Raw genomic sequence first — 18,454 nt, forward strand, 5'->3', positions numbered from 1 at the left:
CACAACGCCCCGGATCCGACGACGGCTCGTCAGGGTTGCTTCAGTCCGTAGGCCTTGTGGATCGTCTGGTCCACGGTGTTGCCCTCCTGGTCGGTGGCCTGGGCGCGGAGGCCGACGGCGCCGTCGGTCCGGGACAGGGGCGGATGGGTGATGGTGCCGGTGAAGGTGTGGTCGCCGGAGGCCGACATGGGGACGGGCACCCAGTGGGCGCCGCCGTCGAAGGTGGCCGAGAGCCGGAGCGTGGTCAGCTTGGCGTCGGGCTGCCCGAAGGAGCCGTTGTAGCCGGTGACGGTGACGCGGCGGGCGACCCCGGCCGTGGCCTGGTTGTCCAGGTCGAGGTCCAGGTCGTAGCTGAGGTTGAGCCGGCGTACCGGCGCGCAGGGAGCCAGGACCTGGGTGACGAGCCAGCCCGCGCACAGGCCGTCGGTGAGGTCCTTCATCCCGGATTCGGGGCGCTTGGAGCGGAACGTCCAGGCCGTTTCGACGTCGGTCGCGAAGCGTTGTCCCGGCTGCGGGGTGTGGAAGGTGTCGGTGAGCCGGTATTCGGCCTCATCGGGCGGAAGGGTGAAGGTCGGCAGCTTGATCGCGACGGGGCCGAGCGCGCCGATCTTCTCCTCCAGGGGCACTTCCCGGCCGTCGCGGTAGAGGTGCAGCTCGTCCTTGCCGCCGGCCCACGCCTGGAAGTTGGCACTCCAGGTGAAGGGCTCCTGGTGGTTGGGCTCGGGGCCCATGACGGGCACCGCCGACGTGAACAGGTCGCCGGTACGGCACGCGAAACAGGTGGCCGTGCCGGAGTCGATCACGCGGTCCCCGTCGCGCGGGCCGCCGGGAACCCTGGGCTGCATGCCCCACCGCTCCGTCCGGCGCCCGGCCTTGGTGAAGACGTCGAGCGCGACCGTGGTGTAGCCGGTCCTGGACAGGTCGCCCTCGTCGTACCGCATCCGGACGTCACGCTGCCAGGCCACGTCGGGCGAGACCGGCCCGACGTACTCGGTCACGGTGGTCCGTGCCTGCCAGGCGCCGCCGAGACCCCACGCGGCGAACGGTTCGGAGCCGTTGATCAGCACGGGGGTCCAGCTCATGCGTACGACGCCGGGACGGTCCGAGTGGAAACGGTCGTCGATCTCCTGGAGGTTCTTCCTGGTCACCCGGTAGTCGAGGCCGGCGGGGATCCGGCCGCGCTCGGGGAAGAACAGCGAGTACATGTACGGCGTGGCCGGGCTGCCCTCGACCTTGATGTCCACCGGCTTGCGGGCCAGCGCCCTGCCCTGGTCGGCGGGCAGGCTCATGGTCGGGATCGGGTAGAAGGCCCAGCTTCCGGTCGGGTCGAGGAAGGCCCGTCCCGACGCGCCGTAGCCGAGCACGCCCACCGCGCCGGCGGCCGCCAGGGCCTGCACGCGGTCGAGCCCGTCGCCGGAGCAGGTCGTCTCCGGGCAGAGGTCGCCGAGGTCGAGCAGGGCGAGCTTGCCCCGTACGTCCAGGCCGGACAGGTCGGTGCCGTGGCCCACGTCCACCAGCGGGAGGGTCTGCCTGCCGGTCAGCTTGGGCAGGTCGGGGGTGACGCCCGCGTAGCGGGGGGCGAGCGTGCGTCCGCCGGCCTTCATCGTGACGAGCGGCGCGCCCTGCCAGAACTGGCCGGTGAGGTCGAGGGCGCCCTGCTTGACCGGTTCGGTGGGCAGCATCCAGTAGTGGTGCAGCCCGTACGCCGGGTAGGAGGAGAGGAAGTCGGCCACGACGCCGTTCGCGGTGGTGCGCCGCAGGGCGTAGTGGGACAGATAGGTCTCGGTCGTGCGGGGGGTGTCCAGGCGGACCTCGCGGGCCTTGCGCAGGTCGAGGGTGACCGTGGTGTCCCGGTCCACCTTGACCTCGGGGGCGGTCGGCAGCGACTGCTGCCACTCGCCGTCCTCACCCCGCCAGGCGGCGATGGTGTTGACGCTGAAGGTGCCCGGGTAGACGCTCGCCTCGCCCTCGGCCGTCTGGTAGAAGGAGTCCAGGTCGTCGCGGTCGTCGGTACGCAGGAACAGCCACGGGACGGAGACCGCGTCGGTCGCGCCGTCCGGCATGATCAGTTCGGTCCTGAGCTTGACCCGGCGCGGCTCGACGAACGCGCCCACGGCCGTGCGCACGACCACGTCGCCGCCGGTGGCCACCACCGAACCCGCGTACCAGGTGGCCGGTCCTGACGGGTCGAAGGCGACGGCCACGTCCGCGGCGCCGTGGGCGGGGACGGTCACCGTGTCGCGGTCCAGCGTGAGCGCCCGCTCGGGGGCGGTGCCGCGGTGCGCCGCGATGCTCGCGCGCAGGGTCAGCGTCACCGGCTGGTCGCCGTCGTTGGTGTAGGTGATCTTCTTGGTGGCCGGGCCGCTCTGCGGGGAGCTCAGGAAGCCGAAGTCGAGGTTGCCCGATCCGCGTACCTGCTGGGTGACCGCCCTGGCCACGTCGATGCGCCCGGCGCCCTGCTGGTAGGCGGTCAGGCCGTCGTCCTTGGCGGTGCCGACGAGCGCCGCCTTGAGCTGCGGGCCCGTCCAGCCGGGGTGTTGCCCGGCGAGGATGGCCGCCGCGCCCGACACGTGCGGGGTCGCCATCGAGGTGCCGGAGGCGGCGGTGTGGAGCTGGTCCACGGGCGAGCCCATCGACGTCCCTCGCGCGCGGGCCGCGACGATGCCGACGCCGGGCGCGACCACGTCGGGCTTGAGCCCGTAGTCGAACGGGGACGGGCCTCTGCTGGAGAAGGGCGCCAGTCTCTCCTCGCGGTCGACCGCGCCGACCGTCAGCGCCGCCGCCGCGGATCCCGGCGCGTTGACGGTACGGCTGCCGCCGTCGTTGCCGGCGGCCACCACGAACAGCGCGCCCGTCTCGGCGCTGAGCGTGTTCACCGCCTGGTTGACGGGGCCGTTCTGGTCCTCGTAGTCGCCGCCGATGCTGATCGAGACCACCTTGGCCTGCGCGGCGGCCCACTGCATGCCCGCGATGACCTGCGACGAGGTACCCGTGCCCGACGAGCTGAGCACCTTGCCCACCAGGAGCGTGGCCTCGGGGGCGACACCCGTGTACCGGCCGGAGCCGGCGATCGTGGAGGCGACGTGGGTGCCGTGGCCGTGGCCGTCGCGGGCGTCGGGGTCGTCGGTGAAGTTGGCCGTCGCCCCGATCCGGCCGGCCAGGTCGGGGTGGTCGGGATCGACGCCGGTGTCGAGCACGGCGACCTTGACGCCCTTGCCCTTGTAACCGGCGGCCCAGGCCTGCGGCGCGCCGATCTGCGGCACGCTCTTGTCGAGCACGGCCTTCATCTTGCGGTCGAGCCAGATCGCCGTCGGCGCGGCCGGGCGCGCAGAAGAGGACGCAGAAGAGGACGCGGAAGGGGGCGCGGTGGGGGACGCGGCGGCCGCGGCCCAGAACTCGCGCGCCGCCTTCTTGTCCACCTTGACGGCGGCGCCTCCCACGCTGGCCAGGGCGACGGGCGAGGCGGTGGCCGGGAGCGCGTCGGCCCGTGCCGACAGCGTCGCGGCGGCCTGCTTGGCGGCGCCGTACTGGACGATGACCGGCAGGGTCGGGCGTTCGGCGTCGGTGTAGCCGTTGGCGGCCAGGTATGCCACGTCGAACAGGCCCTTGTCCACCTGGCCCGAGGCCACCGGGGCCATCGCGTCGGAGGGGAAGACGTAGAAGGAGTCGCCCTTGCGCAGGGTCACGAAGGACACCGGCGCTCCTCCGGCGCGCCTGGCCGGTTCCACGTCGGCGCGCGGGGTGCCGTCGGCGGCCTTGCCGTACGTCACCACGTCGCCGGTGATCAGGGTGAGCCGGGTGGCGGCGGGTAAGGCGCCCGGGGCGGGGGCCGGGGTGTCGGCGGACTCGGGTGAAGGGGAGGGCGTGGCCATCCCCATGGACAGGACCAACCCCAACGCGGTCAGCCCGGCGAGCGGGCGGCGAGCCATGGTTCTCCTCGGAGTAGTTCATGATCGAGCACACAAAACCTCCCATTCCGCGCCATATCCGGAAAGATGACCTTTCGTCCTCTTCACGCCGTTGGCGGGAAGAGGACACGATGGGCGCATGCTCGAATCCCTGGGCCTGTCGACGGCCGAAGAGGCGCTGTACCAGACGCTGATCGAGGTCTCGCCGATCACCGCCGCCGACCTTGAGCGGCTCGCCGGCCCGCAGGCCGCGCTCTGCGCGAGGCTCCAGGAACTCGGGCTGGTCACCCGGCTGCCGGAGGACCCGCCCAGGTACGCCGCGGTCGCCCCGAGCATGGGCCTCGACGCGCTGATCAGCGCCAGGGCCAGGGCGCTGACCGCCGCCCGGGGCCGCATCGCCGGGCTCAGCGCCGCCTTCCACCGGGCCGGCACCGAGCGCGACGCCGCCGGGCTGGTCGAGGTGGTGATCGGCAGGCAGGCGGTGAACGACCGCTTCGAGCAGCTCCAGCGGGAGACGCACCGCTCGATCCGGGTGTTCGACGCGCCGCCGTACGCCGGGGTGGTCGGGGCGAACGCGCGCGAGTTCGACCTGCTGGCAAGGGGCGTGAACTACCGCGTCCTGTACGACAGGAAGGCGATGGAGCTGCCCGGGGCGCTGACGGTGGTCACCGACTACATCACCGCCGGCGAGCAGGCCAGGGTCGGCGAGGTGCCGATGAAGCTCGTCCTGAACGACCGGCCGACGGCGATCGTGCCGCTGCGGCACGACCGGCACCTGGTCGAATCCGCGCTGGTGGTGCACGACCCGACGCTGCTGGAGGCGCTCGGCGCGCTGTTCGAGATGAACTGGCAGCGCGCCGTGCCGCTGGGCGTGCGGCAGGGGCAGGCCCGGCTGCCCGAGGAGCGGAGCCCCGCCGACGCGCACGAGGACCTGCTGCCGCTGCTCATCTCCGGGCTGACCGACGCGGCCATCGGGGCGCAGCTCGGCTGGAGCGCGCGCACGGTGCGCAGGCGGGTGCAGGCGATGATGGTCCAGCTCGACGCGCAGACCCGGTTCCAGGCCGGCTACCAGGCCGTCTTGCGCGGCTGGCTGCGGTGACGCTCGAAGCGCTCGGGCTGAGCCCGGCCGAGGAGGAGCTCTACGAGCTGCTCGTCGAGTGCGCGCCGGCCACCCTCGACCGGCTCGCCGCGGGCTTCGCCGGCTCCGGCCTGCCCGCGCTGCTGACCGGGCTGGAGAGCAGGGGCCTGGTCAACCGGCTGCCGGACGAACCGGCGCGGTACGTCGCCGTCGCCCCCGACATCGCGCTCGACGCGCTGCTCACCGTCGCCGAAGAGGGGCTCGCGCGAGCCAGGGAGCGCGCCGCCGACCTGGACGACGCCTTCCGGCAGCGCGCCTCCGGGCAGCAGCAGCCGCCGCTGGTCGTGGAGGTGATCACCGGCGCCGCCGCGGTCCGGCAACGCCTCCTCCAGCTCCAGCGCGCGGCCCGCCACCAGGTACGGACCTTCTCCCAGCCGCCGTACTTCGACCGGCACGCCAGCGTGGCCGCCCACCGCGAGCTGCTGGAGCGCGGCATCACCAGCCGGGTCATCTACGAGCGCGACTTCATCGACCGGCCGGGCGCGCTGCGGCTGATCGAGGGGATGATCGGCGCGGGCCAGCTGGCGCGGGTGCTGCCCGGCCTGCCGATGAAGCTCTACCTGGTCGACGACCGGTTCGCGCTGCTGGTGCTGCGCTACGAGTCGCCCGACTCCGCGGCGCTCCTGGTGCACCCATCCGGGCTGCTGGAGGCGCTGAGCAGGCTGTTCGAGGGGATCTGGGAGCGGGCGCTGCCGATGCGGCTGACCGGCTCGCGCGAGGCGCCGCAGGACGACGAACGGCTGATCGCCCTCCTGCTGACCGGCCTGACCGACGAGGCCATCGCCCGCCAGCTCGGCATCGGCTACCGCACCGCCCAGCGGCGCATCGCCGAGCTCATGGCCAGGCTCGGCGCCCACACCCGCTTCCAGGCCGGCGTGCAGGCCGCCCGCTCCCAGGCCCGGAGCACCCCGCCCGGACGGTGAGGGGCCGGTGGCGCGGCGGGGACGCGCGTCCGGTAGCCTGACTTTAGAGCTAAACTCGAAGGAGGAGTGAGCATGGCACGCACGATCGTGGTCAGCGGTGGCGGCACCGGCATCGGCAGGGCGGTGGCGGCCCGCTTCGCGGCCGACGGGGACCAGGTGGTGATCGTCGGCCGTCGCGCCGACGTGCTGGAGAAGACGGCCGCCGAGCTCGGCGCCCTCGCCCTGCCCGCCGACCTCAGCGACCCGGCCGACGTCGAACGGGTGCGCGGCGAGCTGGCCGAACGGTTCGGCGCGATCGACGTCCTGGTCAACAACGCGGGCGGCAACGTCGAGATGCGCGGCGGCATCGACGACCTGGCCGAGCGGTGGACGGCCAACTTCCGGGCCAACGTGCTGACCTCGGTGCTGCCCACCGAGGCGCTGCGCGACCTGCTCAATCCGGCCGGACGGGTGGTGTTCCTCAGCTCGATCGCCGCCTTGCGGGGCTCGGGCGGCACGTCGTACGGGCCGATGAAGGCAGCTCTGCACCCGTACGCCTACGACCTCGCCGCCGCCCTCGGGCCGCGCGGCATCACGGTGAACGTGGTCGCGCCGGGGTTCATCGAGGACACCGAGTTCTTCGGCGGCGCCCTGGACGACGACCGCCGCGCCACCCTCGTCGCCCAGACCTGCACCGGCCGCGCCGGGACGCCGGAGGACGTCGCCGAGACCGTCCACTGGCTCGCCTCACCCGGCGGCGGTCATGTCACCGCCCAGGTCGTCCAGGTCAACGGCGGCGCCGAACGTGGCCGCTGACCTGCCCCGCGACGGAGCCGACGCGATCCAGGACGCCTGGCGGCGTGAGCTGCCGGGCGTCCCGGTGGACTCGATCGGGGTGATCACCCGCATCTGGTGGGCCGCCAAGGTCTTCGGCGACGAGCGCCGCCGCCTGCTCGCCAGTCTCGGCGTGGACGTCGCGACGCTCGACCTGCTGTCCACCCTGCGCCGTTCCGGGCCGCCGTACCGGATGAGCCCCGGCGCGCTGGCCGAGGCGTGCATGGTGACGCGCGGCGCGATCACCCAGCGCGTGGAGCGGGCCGTCACGGCGGGCCTGGTCGAACGGACCACCGCCGGATCGGGCTACCACACCCGTGCGGTCACCCTCACCGAGGCCGGCCACGCCCTGCTCGACCGCGTCGTCGCCGGTCTGCTCACCGCGGAGGACCGCCTCGTCGGCCACCTGCCGCCCCAGCGCCGCGAGCAGCTCGCCGACCTCCTGCGCGAACTCCTCGCCGGGTTCGGCGGCCCCGAGCCGACCGGCCAGGTCGGCGACTGATTCCCGGCCGCGCCTGCTCCCGATCGCTGTGCGTCGCGATCGACGGCTAGGGACACGCCTTCCTGTACGGCAGCGCGTGTACGATCACTCGCCACTGGGCCGCGCTCAGCCCGCCCGCCTTCGCGCACACCGCCGCCGCCATCGCCTCCCCGCCCACGGCGTGCCGCCTGACGACGCCGTTGCCGTCCACGGTCAGCACCGCCGAACCGTCGGGGGTGAACGCCACGTCGAGCGGCTGCCCGATCTCCGGGTCCTGACCGCCGCCCTCGTCGAGCAGCGTGCCCAGGTCCGTGCCCGACATCACGTCGACGAGCCGCACCCTGCCGCCCACCTGGAGGCTGGCCAGCAGGTCCTCGCGCGGCGAGTAGGCGGCGGGCACGTCGAACCCGCGCGCGGTGGCGAGCCTGCGGCGCGTGGCCACGTCCCAGACCGTCATCCGTCGCCGCGCGTCGAGCACCACGACCGCCTTGCCGGAGCGGGTGAAATACGCGCGCACCCCCTCGGCGTTCCTGCCGCCGCCGCCGAACGCCGGCCCCAGCGCCTTGCCGCCCGCCGTCTCCAGCAGGTGCACGCGGTCGCCCGCCACCACCAGCGTCCGGCCGTCGGAGGAGAAGGCCGCGGACGTCGCCGCGCCCGCCTTGGCCGACCACACCCGCCGCCTGGTCCGCCGGTCCCACAGCTCGACCCCGCCCTCCTCGGTGACCACGGCCAGCCTGGCGCCGTCGGGGGAGAAGGCCGCCTGCGCGGCGGACGTGCGCAGCGTGCCCTGGACGGCGGCCGAGGCGGTGTCCACGATCCGCACCTCGGGCCCGTACGTGGCGACGAAACGGGCGTCCGGGCTGAACACCGCGTTCTCCGCCTCCCGCACCGCGCCGATCTTCCGCCCGCCGACGGCGGACAGCTCGCCGTCGCGGACCACGAGCCGCCCGTCGCCGCTCAGCGCCGCCATGGTCACCAGGTGATCGTCGTTCTCGATGCTCAGGTCCGCCACGTCCACCGAGAGGACCTGGTCGCCGAGCAGGTAGCGGAACGTGTTTCCGTCGAAGGCCCCCTGCACCCCCTCCTCGCCCCCACGTATCTGGACCGAGGTGAGCAGCTGCGTGTCCGACCTGCGCCAGAACTGGATGGACCGCGGTCCCACCGTCGCGATGAGGCCAGGGCCGAACACGGCCGCGCCGCCGTTCCAGGTGCCCTGGGTGCCGGCGCCGTCCTTGTCGCCGATGACGTCCTTCGCCCCGGTCCGCAGGTTGGTCAGCTCCAGCAGGCGACCGCGCCGCGCGGCCCGCCAGACCCCGTCCCGGCTGAACGTGCCCGCGGGGGCGGCCCCGAGCGCCTTGGCGGCGCCGGTGCGCAGGTCCCAGCGGGTACGCCGGTCAGCCTCCAGGAGCAGGACGGAGTCGTCCCGCTCGAACACCACGTCGACCCACTCGCTCGTGAAGTCCTTGGCGGCGGGGAAGGCGTAGTCGCTGATCGGCCTGCCGCCGGCGAGGTCCACCGCGGCGGCGCGGCCGGCCGTCACGGTCACCAGCACCTTGCCCGACGGGCTCAGTGTCACGCTGTCCAGCGGCTCGGCCGGCCGGGTGGCGAGCGTCCGCAGGAGGCGGCCGTTCCGCACGTCCCACACGCGGGTCGTGGCGGAGTCGGCGCTGATGAGCGTGCGGCCGTCGGCGCCGAGCGTCCGCACCGTGTCGCCCGCGGTCGACGGGTCGCCGAACATCGCCGTCTCGCGTTGTGCCAGCGAGGCCACCAGGGCCGCTCTGGTGGCCGGCGTGTGGTCCAGCCGCCAGGCCGCGAGGCTCGCCAGCATCGCCTGGTGGGGGTCGCTCCGGCGGGTCGTGGTCGCCGCCGCCGCCAGCCTGGCCGCCTCCGCTCTGGTCAGCTGCCCGGCGATCTGCTCGGCCCGGTCGTCGGCCACCGCGCTCTGCTGCACGGCCAGCCCGCCGGCCACCAGCGCGATCACCAGCAGCCCGCCCAGGCTCAGCGAGGTCAGCCGGGCCCGCCTGGCCCGCTGCCTGGCCAGGGTGGCCGCCGCGGCCAGGAAGTCGCGTTCGGTGGGCGACAGGGTGATGTCGCGGCGGGCGGTGGCCGCCCACTGCATCGCGTTCTCCAGGCTGCTGCCCTGGAACAGGTCGCCGTCCCGGGTCCCGCCGCCTCCCAGCGTCGCGCCGCGGTGAGGATCTGCCGGTGTACGGCCAGGCCGTCGAGGTTGGACTCGATCCACCGGCGGTACCGCGGCCAGGCATGGGGCAGGGCCGGCCGGGCCAGCCGTACGCCGCCGTCCTGGTCGGCCAGGAGGTAGCCGAACACGGCGAGGATCCGCCGCACGGCGGCCACCTCGCGCTGCGGCCGCCCCTCGACGAGCTCGGCCAGCTCGGCGTGCCGGGCCGACAGCTCGCCCGCCTCGTCCACGGTCACCAGCCGCAGGAACACCTCGGGGACCAGTTCGCGCTCGGCCGGGTCGAGCATCGTGTACGCCTGTTCGGCCAGCGTGCCGAGCGCGGGATCGTGCCCCTGCGCGCCGATCCCGGCGGCCCGGTGGCCGCCCTGGGCCAGCAGGCGGGCGGTGTCGAGGCCGCCGTCGCCGCTGACCAGCGCCAGCAGCAGTTCGCGGGCGGTCGGCCGCTGGGCCGGCTCCTTGGACAGCGCCGAGGCGACCAGCCGGCGCAGCGTCCTGGGCAGCGCGGACAGGTCGGGGGTGGCCGACAACACCTGGTGCATGATGCTTCCCAGGTTCTCGGCGTGGAACGGATCACGGCCGGTGGCGGCGAAGACGATGACGGCTCCCCAGGCGAACACGTCCGCCGAGGCGTCCGCCCGCTGGCCGATGAACACCTCGGGGGCCATGTAGGTGGGCGTGCCGCTCACCACGCCGGTCGCGGTGAGCGACATATCGGCGGTCCTGGCGATGCCGAAGTCGATCACGCGGGGACCGTCCGGGCCCAGCAGCACGTTGTCGGGCTTGAGGTCGCGGTGGATCACCCCGGCGTCGTGGATGGCGGTCAGCGCCGTCGCGATGGCGGTGGCCAGGCGGTGCAGGTCGTCGCCCGCGAAGATCCGGCCCGCCGTGCGCAGGCTCGGGCCCTCCACGTACTCGCTGACGATGTAGGGGCGCGGGCCCTCCAGCCTGGCCTCGATGATCGGCGCGGTGCAGAACGAGGCCACCCGCTGGGCGGCCGCCGCCTCCCGGCCGAGCTGGGCCGCCTGATCGCCGTGCAGCACCTTGATCGCCACGCGGCGTCCGTCCTCGGCGTAGGCCTCGTACACCACGCCCTGGCCGCCGGCGCCGAGCCGCCCGGCCAGCCAGTAGCGGCCGAGCCGCTGAGGGTCTCCTTCGATCAACACGCTGGGTTTGATGCGCTCATCACGGACGAAGTTCCGCCCGAAATGCCGTGAAAAGAGTGCCGAACCCTTCTTGATCCCGACGCATCCAACCCTGGCATGAACAAGATTCAGAACTTTGCCGCCCTGGCCGTGCTTCCCGTTGCCGCAACTCTCGTGGCCCTCCCCGCGCAGGCGGCGGAACGTCCCACCTGTCCCGCCCCCTCCAAGGCGGACGTGCGGCGCTCGTCGGCCGAGAAGGTCGACAAGCCCGCGCGAGGCGCGGCGGCGCTGAAGGGGGTCCGCGTCAACCACATCCCGAAGGGCTTCACCTTCGGGCAGGTCCTCGTCAACAAGCACGACGGCATGGTCGAGTACAGCTACCAGTGGTCGGACGACCGCGACGACATGAGCCGCCGGCACCGGTCGCTGTGGGTCAGGGTGGTGTGCTGGCCGAAGGCGACCTCGCTGGCGCAGCTCAAGAACGCGCCGTTCCACATCGGGACCTTCTCCGGTGACACGACCACCACGAAGATCGGCGATCGCGAGGTGCTTCGCCAGGGGGGTGACGGCGCGCTGGGGGCCGGTGTGTACTCGGGCTGGGTCGAGCGCCCGGGAGTCGTCGTCACCGTGATGGCGACCCCGCCTCTCGTGCCCGGGCTGACGAAGATCATCAAGGGCATCCAGCTCTGATCCCGACTCCGTACCGGCCCTGGGCCCGGCGGCAGCAGATCGCACACCGATCAGGTTTCCGCGCCGCGCCCGTCTGTACACACGTGACATCGACTCACGGAAGGCCGGCACGATGCGAAAACTGATCTTCGGCATGAACGCGCCCCTGGACGGCTACATCGCCGCGCCCGGCGACGACATCGGCTGGAGTGCGGGGGAGGGGCCGGGCTGATCGACGAGTACGCGATCGTCACCCATCCGGTCCTGGTGGGCGGCGGCACGCCGTTCTTCACCGCGCTGGACAGCTGGGTGCAGCTGAACCTGGTCGAGACGCGCACCTTTCCCGGCGGCGTGGTGCTGACCCGGTACGAGACGCGGCGATGAGCACAGGGCCGACGCGCCGCAGACGAGGACGACGGTGACGCCGGCCCTGTCCGATCACAGCGTCGCCGGCAGGCCCAGCCATGGTTTGTCGGTGGCGTCGAACCCGGTGAGCTCGGCGATCCTCCCGTCGGCGACGTGCAGGACCGCGATGTTGAACAGACGGTGCTCCGGGTCGTCGGCGGTGCGCAGGTACAGCGCGGCGGCAGGCATGAGGTTGACCGTCGTGGCGACGCAGCGCCAGTCGTCGTAGCCGCGCTGGAAGAGCCCGTGGGAGACCCAGCCGTCCACCGCGTCCTCGGCCGTGACGACCAGGGTGCCGGGGTCGGGCAGCATCGTGAAGCGCAGGTCGTCGCGCAGCAGGGCCGTCAGCGCGTCGAGGTCGTTGCGTTCATGGGCGTCCATGTACGACTTCACCACGCCGCGCTCGTCACGCGTCAGCTCGTGCGTGGCGGGGCTCCGCCAGTCGAGGCGGCGGCCGGGCAGCTGCTCGCGCATCGTCACGCGGGCCCGCTGCAGCGCGCTGGTCACCGATGCGACGGTCAGCTCCAGGGCGTCGGCGGCCTTCGACGCCGGCCAGCCGAGGACGTCGCGCAGGATGAACACCGCTCGCTGCCGCGGCGGCAGGTGCTGGACGGCGACGATGAACGCCAGCTCGATCGTCTCCCGCGCCACCACCGATTCCTGCGGGTCCTCCGGGAGCATCCGGTCCGGGTAGGGCTGCAGGTGGCGCACGTCCGAGCTCCCGTCCGGCAGCTCGGCCGGCACGGGTGTGCGGTCGTTGCGCTTGTCCAGGAAGTCCAGGCAGGCGTTCGTCGCGATCCGGTACAGCCAGGTCCGCAGCGCGGCGTGGCCCTTGAACGACTCCCGCTTGTGCCACGCCCGCAGGAACGTCTCCTGCGTCAGGTCCTGGGCGTCGTCGTAGTTCGCGAGCATCCGGTAGCAGTGCACCTGGAGCTCGCGCCGGTAGGGCTCCGTGATGAGCGCGAACCGTGCCGCGTCGTGCGAGCGGGCCACCGCGATGAACGTGGCTTCGTCGTCGCCTGCCAGTCTGGCGTCGGTCATGGTCGTCAATCCTTCCGCGGGTGGCGAGGGGCTGCCAGTACCGACGACGTGGCGGAGGATTTCTGAGCGGTGCACCCGCACCGGGCCGCTCGTCAGGAAGGCCCGCTCGCCTTGACGTAGCCGGGTCCGAGGACGTCCGGAAGCGCCAGGGCCTCGGTGTCAGTGCGGAAGGCGCCAGTGGCAGTTGCCCTCGATGCACAGTTCGGTGGTCGTCTCGCGGGGGTCCGGCGCCTTGATCGACACCTTGCCGCCCCACCGGCTGTAGCGGGTGTCGACGTGCAGGGTCCTGCCCACCAGCTCGTCGAGGCCGGCGGCGAACGTGAACGTGCTCTGCACCCTGCTGACCAGGCCCGCGGAGGTCAGCGTGACGGTGTAGGCGAGCCTCCCGTCCGGATCCCACTCTGCGTGGGTCGAGTGCCCCGCCCAGCGGGAAACCGGTGCAAGCTTCTTGAAGGCGATCGTGCCGGTGACGGTGTCCCCGCTCCGTCGTCCGTTCTTCAGCAGGGCGGCCAGGGTCGCGGGCTCGGCCGGGTTGACGAGTTGCTCGTCATAGCCGAGCAATTCGGTGTGCCAGAGGTGCAGCCGGTGATTGTCCTTCCACCAGGTCTTGCCCTTCTTCAGCCACTTTCCGATGAAGCCGCCGGACTGATAACTGGTGCCGCCGATGTCGTGGTTGAAGCCGATGACACGTTCGCGCCCGTGCTCGCCTCCGGTAGTGGTGACGTCCAGGGCCTTGACACGGCCCTCGGCGTCGAATTCGAAGACCCCCTTGCGCCGGCGTTCCGCGCGTTCGTCAGCGCCGCCTGAAAGGGTGGTCGTCTCGGTGAAGCTCATGCCGTGCCCGGCCCCCAGAACGGCCTTCAGCGCCTGCACGGGATCCTTGCTCACTGCCTGCGCGGGAGCGGCGCCCGCCAGCAGAGCAGCACAGGCCACCAAAGTCGTGATCATCCGCCTCATGATGGTGATCCTGCCGCGATCGGATCACGTCCGGAACACGGACCAGCTCGATTGAGCAGTAATTTGTCCAATTTGTCCAAGCTTCGATCTTGTGGGCGGACGCGGGCTACAGTGACGACGGCCAGCAGTCAATGGCAGTAAAGGCTGGCCGAAACCCGAGGAGCAGATGAATGAGAAGAACGTGGCCGATGGCGTTGGTGGCGCTCGCCGCTGTCGTCATGGGCGGCGCGACGCCGGCGAGTGGCGACGCCGGCGATCCGGCGACCAGGGCAACGACGGCAACGTCGGCAACGGCGGCAACCCAGACAACAACGGCGACGGCGAAGGCCGCGGTCTGCGGGAGTTCGTCGCTGAACGGCCCCACCACACCGCCCGCCGGCGCGGAGGTGGTGCCCGCGGGCGACAACAGCGGCGTGAACTTACGCAAGGCGAACACCACGTACTACTTCGAGACCGGCAGGCACACGCTGGAACAATCCCAGTACGCCCAGATCCTGCCCGGTGAGAACGCGACGTTCATCGGCGCGCCCGGCGCGGTGCTGGACGGGAACGGCGTGAACCAGTACGCGTTCGGCGACACGGCGACCGGCGTCACCATCCGGTACCTGACCGTCACCGGGTTCGTCGCGCCGCAGGAGGAGGCCGTGGTCAACCACAGCGCCGCCGACGACTGGGTCGTGGAGCACAACACGTTCCGCGACAACTCCGGCGCGGCGCTGATGGCCGGGGCCAGGAACCAGATCCGCGGCAACTGCATCAAGGACAACGGCCAGCTCGGCCTGAACGCGTCCCAGCACGGCGACCACATCACCGGCCTGGTGGTGGCCGACAACGAGGTCACCGGCAACAACACCGACGACTGGGAGCACCAGGGCCAGGGGTGCGGATGCACCGGCGGCCTGAAGTTCTGGGCGGTGAACGGCGCCGACGTGACCGGCAACTGGGTGCACCACAACCACGGCCCGGGGATCTGGGCGGACACCAACAACAACGACTTCCTCATCGAGAACAACCTCATCGAGGACAACGAGTCGATCGGGATCTTCTACGAGATCAGCTACAACGCCGTGATCCGGAACAACACCCTCCGTCGTAACACCTGGAAGGCGGGTGCCGAGCGGGCGGCGAAGGGCGACTCGTTCCCCGATGGGGCGATCTACCTGTCCGAGGCGGACGGCGAGCCGCGCATCCCGGCGCGGACCGGCAAGATCGAGGTCACCGGCAACCTGCTGGAGAACAACTGGGGCGGCATCACCGCGTGGGCGAACGCCGACCGGTTCTGCGGCAGCGCGGCCTCGACCACCAGCGACTGCACGCTGATCGTCGGGCCGGCCAACCCCTCGAAGTGCGCGCCGCCCGCCATCAAGGACGAGCCGCTCTACACCGACTGCCGCTGGTGGACGAAGAACCTCGACATCCACCACAACACGTTCTCCTTCGACCCCGGCGCCGTCGGCGGCGGCTGCTCGACGCAGTACTGCGGGCAGATGAGCCTGCTGTCCAACTGGGGAACGGCGCACCCGGACTGGTCCCCGTACCTGGGCGAGAAGATCGAGAAGTCGATCGTCTTCGAGTCGAACAACTCCTGGCACGACAACACCTACACGGGACCGTGGCAGTTCAGGATCTACGACATGGGCAGACGCGTCACGGCCGCGGAGTGGGTCGGTCCCCAGTACGGCCAGGACGCCGGCAGCACGTTCGACGGAAAGGCGCCCGAGGTGCCGCCGATCACCGAGCAGACCTTCGAGGACGTCTCGACGGCGCCCTACTCCGCGTGGTACGGATCCGGCCTGGCGCACCAGACCGGCGACGCGCACGGCGGCACGGGCTCGCTGCAGCTGACCAGCACCGAGGGATCGGGCAGCGCGGTGGCGCTCGACAAGTACCCCGGATACAGCGGGGTGATCGCCGGTAAGAGCTACCGCGTGTCGCTGTGGTACCGGGAGGCCGTGGCCACGATGCCCACCGTCACCTGGAACGTGCGCTGGCGCGACGAGGACGGCACGGTGCTGCGTACCGACCCCGTCCCCCTGGCCCGGGAGACGGCCTGGACCGAGGCGGCCGGCACGTTCACCGCGCCGGCGGGCGCGACCCGCGTCGACTGGACCTTCGTCTGGAGCGCCCCCACCGGGTCCGCGTTCCGGATCGACGACGTGGCGATGCGGGCGGCGCAGACGCAGTAGGCATGAAGAACACCGAGGCCCCTCTGACCGGGGGGCCTCGTCCCGACGCCGTCGTTCCGGCACCGAGACGCAGACGGAGGAGATCACCATGCCTGATCAACCCAGGCTCATGCGGACGGGACGGGCGATGGCGATCGCCACCTTCGTCTCAAGGGCCACCGGCTTCGTCCGCACGCTGGCGCTGGTCGCCGCGCTCGGGCTGGGAACCCGGCTGCTGGACGCCTACACCGCGGCGAACGTCACCCCCAACACCGTCTACGAGCTCGTCTTCGGCGGCGCGCTGGCCGGCGTGCTCGTTCCGCTGCTGGTCCGCACGGCCGCCGACCGCGACATCGACGACGACCTGTTCGCCCAGCGGCTGCTGTCGCTGGTGGTCTACGGCCTCGGCACCGTGGTGATCGTGACGATCGCCGCCGCGCCGTTCGTCGTGGACCTCCACGTTCCGGGGTTCAGCCCCGACCAGCGGCAGCTGGCGGTCGTGTTCACCCGGTACTTCATGCCCCAGATCCTGTTCTACGGAGTGAGCGCGACCTTGGCCGCGATCCTCAACGCACGCGGCCGCTTCGTCTCGCCCATGTGGGCGCCGGTGGGCAACAACCTCGTCGTCATCGCCATCGCCTCGGTCTTCCTGCTGCTCGGCGGCACCGGAAGGCTGGAGTCGCTGACCGGCGTCCAGGTGCTGCTGCTGTCGATCGGCACCAGCGCGGGGGTCGCCGCCCAGATGACGGTTCTCGTGGTGGTCAGCCGGCGAACCGGGTTCCGGCTGCGGCTGCGCGCCGACCCGCGGGGCATCGGCGTCCGGCGCATCGTCGCCCTGGCCGGATGGACCATCGCGTCCGTGGCCGCGGCCCAGGCCGTCTTCCTCGTGATCACCCGGATCGCCTCGCAGGCCGGGCCGGGCGCCGTCGCCGTCCACTCCAACGCCTACACCCTGTTCCAGCTGCCCTACGCGGTCATCGCGGTCACCGTCATCACCGCGGTCCTGCCCAGGATGAGCCGGGCGGCGGCCGACCGTGACCTCGCCCGGATCACCGCCGACCTGTCCCGCAGCCTGCGGCTCACCGGCGTGGTCCTGGTTCCCGTCGCCGCGGCTCTCGTCGTGCTCGGCCCGCAGCTGACGACCGTGCTGTTCGCCCACGGCAACGCCTCGGCCGCCGCCGCCCGGCTCACCGGCTCGGTGCTCGCCGTCCACGGGCTCGCCCTCGTCCCGTTCGCCGGCTACCAGATCATGGTGCGGGTCTTCTACGCCCTCGGCGACACGCGCACCCTGGCTCTGCTCAGCATCGGCGTCTCCGCCGTCACCGTCGCCGCCTGCCCGGCCGCCGCCCGGCTCGCGCCCGGACCGGACGTGGTCGTCGCCCTGGCCGCCTGCTCCGCCGTCGCCTACACCGCGGGGCTGCTCCTCACGGCCCAGATGCTGCGCCGCCGGATCGGCAGAGTCGACGGACACCGCCTTCTCGGCACCCACACCCGGATGCTCGCCGCGGCGATCGTCGCGGGCCTGGCCGCGGCCGTCGTCAACCGCGTCCTCGGCGCCAGGCTCGGGACGGACTGGACCGGCTCGCTCGTCACCCTCTGCGCCGCGGCCGTGCTCGGCGCCGCCCTCTACGTCCTGGCCGCGCGGGCCTTGCGCATCACCGAGTTCAGCGCCCTCACCGCAGCACTGCGGGGGCCGGTCAGGTCTTGACGGCGAGCCCGCCGTACATCGAGACCATGGAGTCCTCCACGAGCAGCGCCCGGTCGTCGGGCCGCCACCGGTGCACCGGCACCACACCCGGCTCGACGAGCTCGAACCCGGTGAAGAACTCCTCGATCTGCGCCCTGGTACGGGCCTTGGACATGATGCCGCGCCGGTTGTACTGGGCGACGGCCTCGCTCACCAGCCGGCTCGGCGCGCTGTCGAGCGTGATGGTGGACAGGGCCAGGAAGCTGCCCGGCGGCAGCGGCTTCATCAGGTGCTCGATGATCGAGCGCACGTCGGAGTCGTCGGGGATGAAGTGCACCACGGCGATCAGGCACAGCGCGACGGGACGGGCGAAGTCGAGGGTGTCGCGCACCTCGGCCGAGCCGATGATGGCGTCGGGGTCGTTCAGGTCGGCCTGGATGTAGCGGGTCCTGCCCTCCGGGCTGCTGGTGAGCAGGGCGCGGGCGTGGACGAGGACGAGCGGGTCGTTGTCCACGTAGACGATCCGGGCGGCGGGGTGGGCCTGCTGGGCGACCTCGTGCAGGTTGGGCGAGGTGGGCAGCCCGGTGCCGATGTCGATGAACTGGTCGACGCCGCGCTCGGCCGCCAGGTGGCGGGTCACCCTGACCATGAAGTCGCGGTTGGCGCGTACGGACGTCGGCATGTAGGGGGCGATCTTGATGACCTCCTCGGCCGCCGTGCGGTCGGCCGCGAAGTTGTCCTTGCCCCCCAGGAGGTAGTCGTAGACCCGCGCCGAGTGCGGCACGTTCGTCCTGAGATCGACCCCCGTCCGCCGGTCGCCGGCCACCCCCGCACCTCCGTGTTGATCAACTGCCATGTGCCCCACGTTAGCGGGATTCAGGCGGTGGAATCCGGCGAATCCCACCTGGAACAACAACATCCTGGG

Annotated in this window: 14 protein-coding genes and 1 pseudogene; 8 read left to right on the top strand and 7 right to left on the bottom strand. The window is 72.1% G+C overall.

The window, feature by feature from the left end:
* Positions 1–29: 29 nt before the first annotated feature.
* The gene (locus ABT158_RS31715) at positions 30–3,929 is read right to left on the bottom strand and encodes a S8 family peptidase (RefSeq protein ID WP_352359668.1); all 3,900 of its coding nucleotides are present in this window, start codon (positions 3,927–3,929) and stop codon (positions 30–32) included.
* A 118-nt stretch (positions 3,930–4,047) separates the two neighbouring features.
* Between ABT158_RS31715 and ABT158_RS31720 the strand changes: the two genes are divergently transcribed.
* The 4 genes from ABT158_RS31720 (at position 4,048) to ABT158_RS31735 (ending at position 7,284) form a co-directional block, all read left to right on the top strand.
* On the top strand, positions 4,048–5,007 hold the full coding sequence (locus tag ABT158_RS31720; protein ID WP_352359670.1) for a transcriptional regulator: 960 nt from the start codon (positions 4,048–4,050) through the stop codon (positions 5,005–5,007).
* Complete coding sequence (locus tag ABT158_RS31725; RefSeq protein ID WP_352359671.1) at positions 5,004–5,969, top strand: helix-turn-helix domain-containing protein; 966 nt, start codon at positions 5,004–5,006, stop codon at positions 5,967–5,969. Before ABT158_RS31720 ends, ABT158_RS31725 begins: the two co-directional genes overlap by 4 nt.
* Before the next feature lie 72 nt (positions 5,970–6,041).
* Complete coding sequence (locus ABT158_RS31730; protein WP_352359673.1) at positions 6,042–6,764, top strand: SDR family NAD(P)-dependent oxidoreductase; 723 nt, start codon at positions 6,042–6,044, stop codon at positions 6,762–6,764.
* The gene (locus ABT158_RS31735) at positions 6,754–7,284 is read left to right on the top strand and encodes a MarR family winged helix-turn-helix transcriptional regulator (RefSeq protein WP_352359675.1); all 531 of its coding nucleotides are present in this window, start codon (positions 6,754–6,756) and stop codon (positions 7,282–7,284) included. Before ABT158_RS31730 ends, ABT158_RS31735 begins: the two co-directional genes overlap by 11 nt.
* Positions 7,285–7,330: 46 nt before the next feature.
* On the opposite strand, the gene ABT158_RS31740 is transcribed toward ABT158_RS31735, so the two are convergent.
* Positions 7,331–9,382, bottom strand: coding sequence for a WD40 repeat domain-containing protein (locus tag ABT158_RS31740; protein ID WP_352359677.1), 2,052 nt, complete (start codon positions 9,380–9,382; stop codon positions 7,331–7,333).
* A complete protein-coding gene (locus ABT158_RS31745; RefSeq protein ID WP_352359678.1) occupies positions 9,271–10,626 on the bottom strand; it encodes a serine/threonine-protein kinase in 1,356 nt (451 codons plus the stop codon). The genes ABT158_RS31740 and ABT158_RS31745 overlap by 112 nt, the downstream gene beginning before the upstream one ends.
* A gap of 96 nt (positions 10,627–10,722) precedes the next feature.
* Here ABT158_RS31745 and ABT158_RS31750 point away from each other — a divergent pair, with 96 nt between their 5' ends.
* Both ABT158_RS31750 and ABT158_RS31755 read left to right on the top strand, forming a co-directional pair.
* Positions 10,723–11,295 (top strand): hypothetical protein, encoded by a 573-nt coding sequence (locus tag ABT158_RS31750; protein WP_352359680.1) that lies wholly within the window; start codon positions 10,723–10,725, stop codon positions 11,293–11,295.
* A gap of 201 nt (positions 11,296–11,496) precedes the next feature.
* Positions 11,497–11,658, top strand: a pseudogene (locus tag ABT158_RS31755) (dihydrofolate reductase family protein); the annotation flags it as partial.
* 54 nt (positions 11,659–11,712) lie between these two features.
* Here ABT158_RS31755 and ABT158_RS31760 read toward each other — a convergent pair.
* From ABT158_RS31760 to ABT158_RS31770, 3 genes are all read right to left on the bottom strand, one after another.
* Positions 11,713–12,720, bottom strand: a complete 1,008-nt coding sequence (locus tag ABT158_RS31760; RefSeq protein ID WP_352359682.1) for an RNA polymerase subunit sigma-70 — start codon at positions 12,718–12,720, stop codon at positions 11,713–11,715.
* A 159-nt stretch (positions 12,721–12,879) separates the two neighbouring features.
* Positions 12,880–13,668 (bottom strand): hypothetical protein, encoded by a 789-nt coding sequence (locus ABT158_RS31765; RefSeq protein WP_352359684.1) that lies wholly within the window; start codon positions 13,666–13,668, stop codon positions 12,880–12,882.
* 115 nt (positions 13,669–13,783) lie between these two features.
* Positions 13,784–14,104: a hypothetical protein gene (locus ABT158_RS31770; RefSeq protein WP_352359686.1), complete on the bottom strand. Its 321-nt coding sequence runs from the start codon at positions 14,102–14,104 to the stop codon at positions 13,784–13,786.
* On the opposite strand from ABT158_RS31770, the gene ABT158_RS31775 reads away from it, so the two are divergent.
* Complete coding sequence (locus ABT158_RS31775; RefSeq protein ID WP_352359688.1) at positions 14,091–15,863, top strand: right-handed parallel beta-helix repeat-containing protein; 1,773 nt, start codon at positions 14,091–14,093, stop codon at positions 15,861–15,863. The two genes, ABT158_RS31770 and ABT158_RS31775, sit on opposite strands and share 14 nt — an antisense overlap.
* A gap of 88 nt (positions 15,864–15,951) precedes the next feature.
* Positions 15,952–17,550: a murein biosynthesis integral membrane protein MurJ gene (gene murJ / locus ABT158_RS31780; protein WP_352359690.1), complete on the top strand. Its 1,599-nt coding sequence runs from the start codon at positions 15,952–15,954 to the stop codon at positions 17,548–17,550.
* On the opposite strand, the gene ABT158_RS31785 is transcribed toward murJ, so the two are convergent.
* Complete coding sequence (locus ABT158_RS31785; RefSeq protein WP_352359692.1) at positions 17,540–18,385, bottom strand: SAM-dependent methyltransferase; 846 nt, start codon at positions 18,383–18,385, stop codon at positions 17,540–17,542. The two genes, murJ and ABT158_RS31785, sit on opposite strands and share 11 nt — an antisense overlap.
* Positions 18,386–18,454: the final 69 nt, after the last annotated feature.

Source organism: Nonomuraea sp. NPDC001636 (assembly GCF_040298265.1).
GTDB lineage: Bacteria > Actinomycetota > Actinomycetes > Streptosporangiales > Streptosporangiaceae > Nonomuraea.

Excerpts from the sequence above, each read along its gene's own strand:
- ABT158_RS31715 (WP_352359668.1), bottom strand. The coding sequence starts at position 3,929 with ATGGCTCGCCGCCCGCTCGCCGGGCTGACCGCGTTGGGGTTGGTCCTG.
- ABT158_RS31720 (WP_352359670.1), top strand. The coding sequence starts at position 4,048 with ATGCTCGAATCCCTGGGCCTGTCGACGGCCGAAGAGGCGCTGTACCAG.
- ABT158_RS31730 (WP_352359673.1), top strand. The coding sequence starts at position 6,042 with ATGGCACGCACGATCGTGGTCAGCGGTGGCGGCACCGGCATCGGCAGG.
- ABT158_RS31740 (WP_352359677.1), bottom strand. The coding sequence starts at position 9,382 with ATGCAGTGGGCGGCCACCGCCCGCCGCGACATCACCCTGTCGCCCACC.
- ABT158_RS31750 (WP_352359680.1), top strand. The coding sequence starts at position 10,723 with ATGAACAAGATTCAGAACTTTGCCGCCCTGGCCGTGCTTCCCGTTGCC.
- ABT158_RS31760 (WP_352359682.1), bottom strand. The coding sequence starts at position 12,720 with ATGACCGACGCCAGACTGGCAGGCGACGACGAAGCCACGTTCATCGCG.
- ABT158_RS31765 (WP_352359684.1), bottom strand. The coding sequence starts at position 13,668 with ATGATCACGACTTTGGTGGCCTGTGCTGCTCTGCTGGCGGGCGCCGCT.
- murJ (WP_352359690.1), top strand. The coding sequence starts at position 15,952 with ATGCCTGATCAACCCAGGCTCATGCGGACGGGACGGGCGATGGCGATC.
- ABT158_RS31785 (WP_352359692.1), bottom strand. The coding sequence starts at position 18,385 with ATGGCAGTTGATCAACACGGAGGTGCGGGGGTGGCCGGCGACCGGCGG.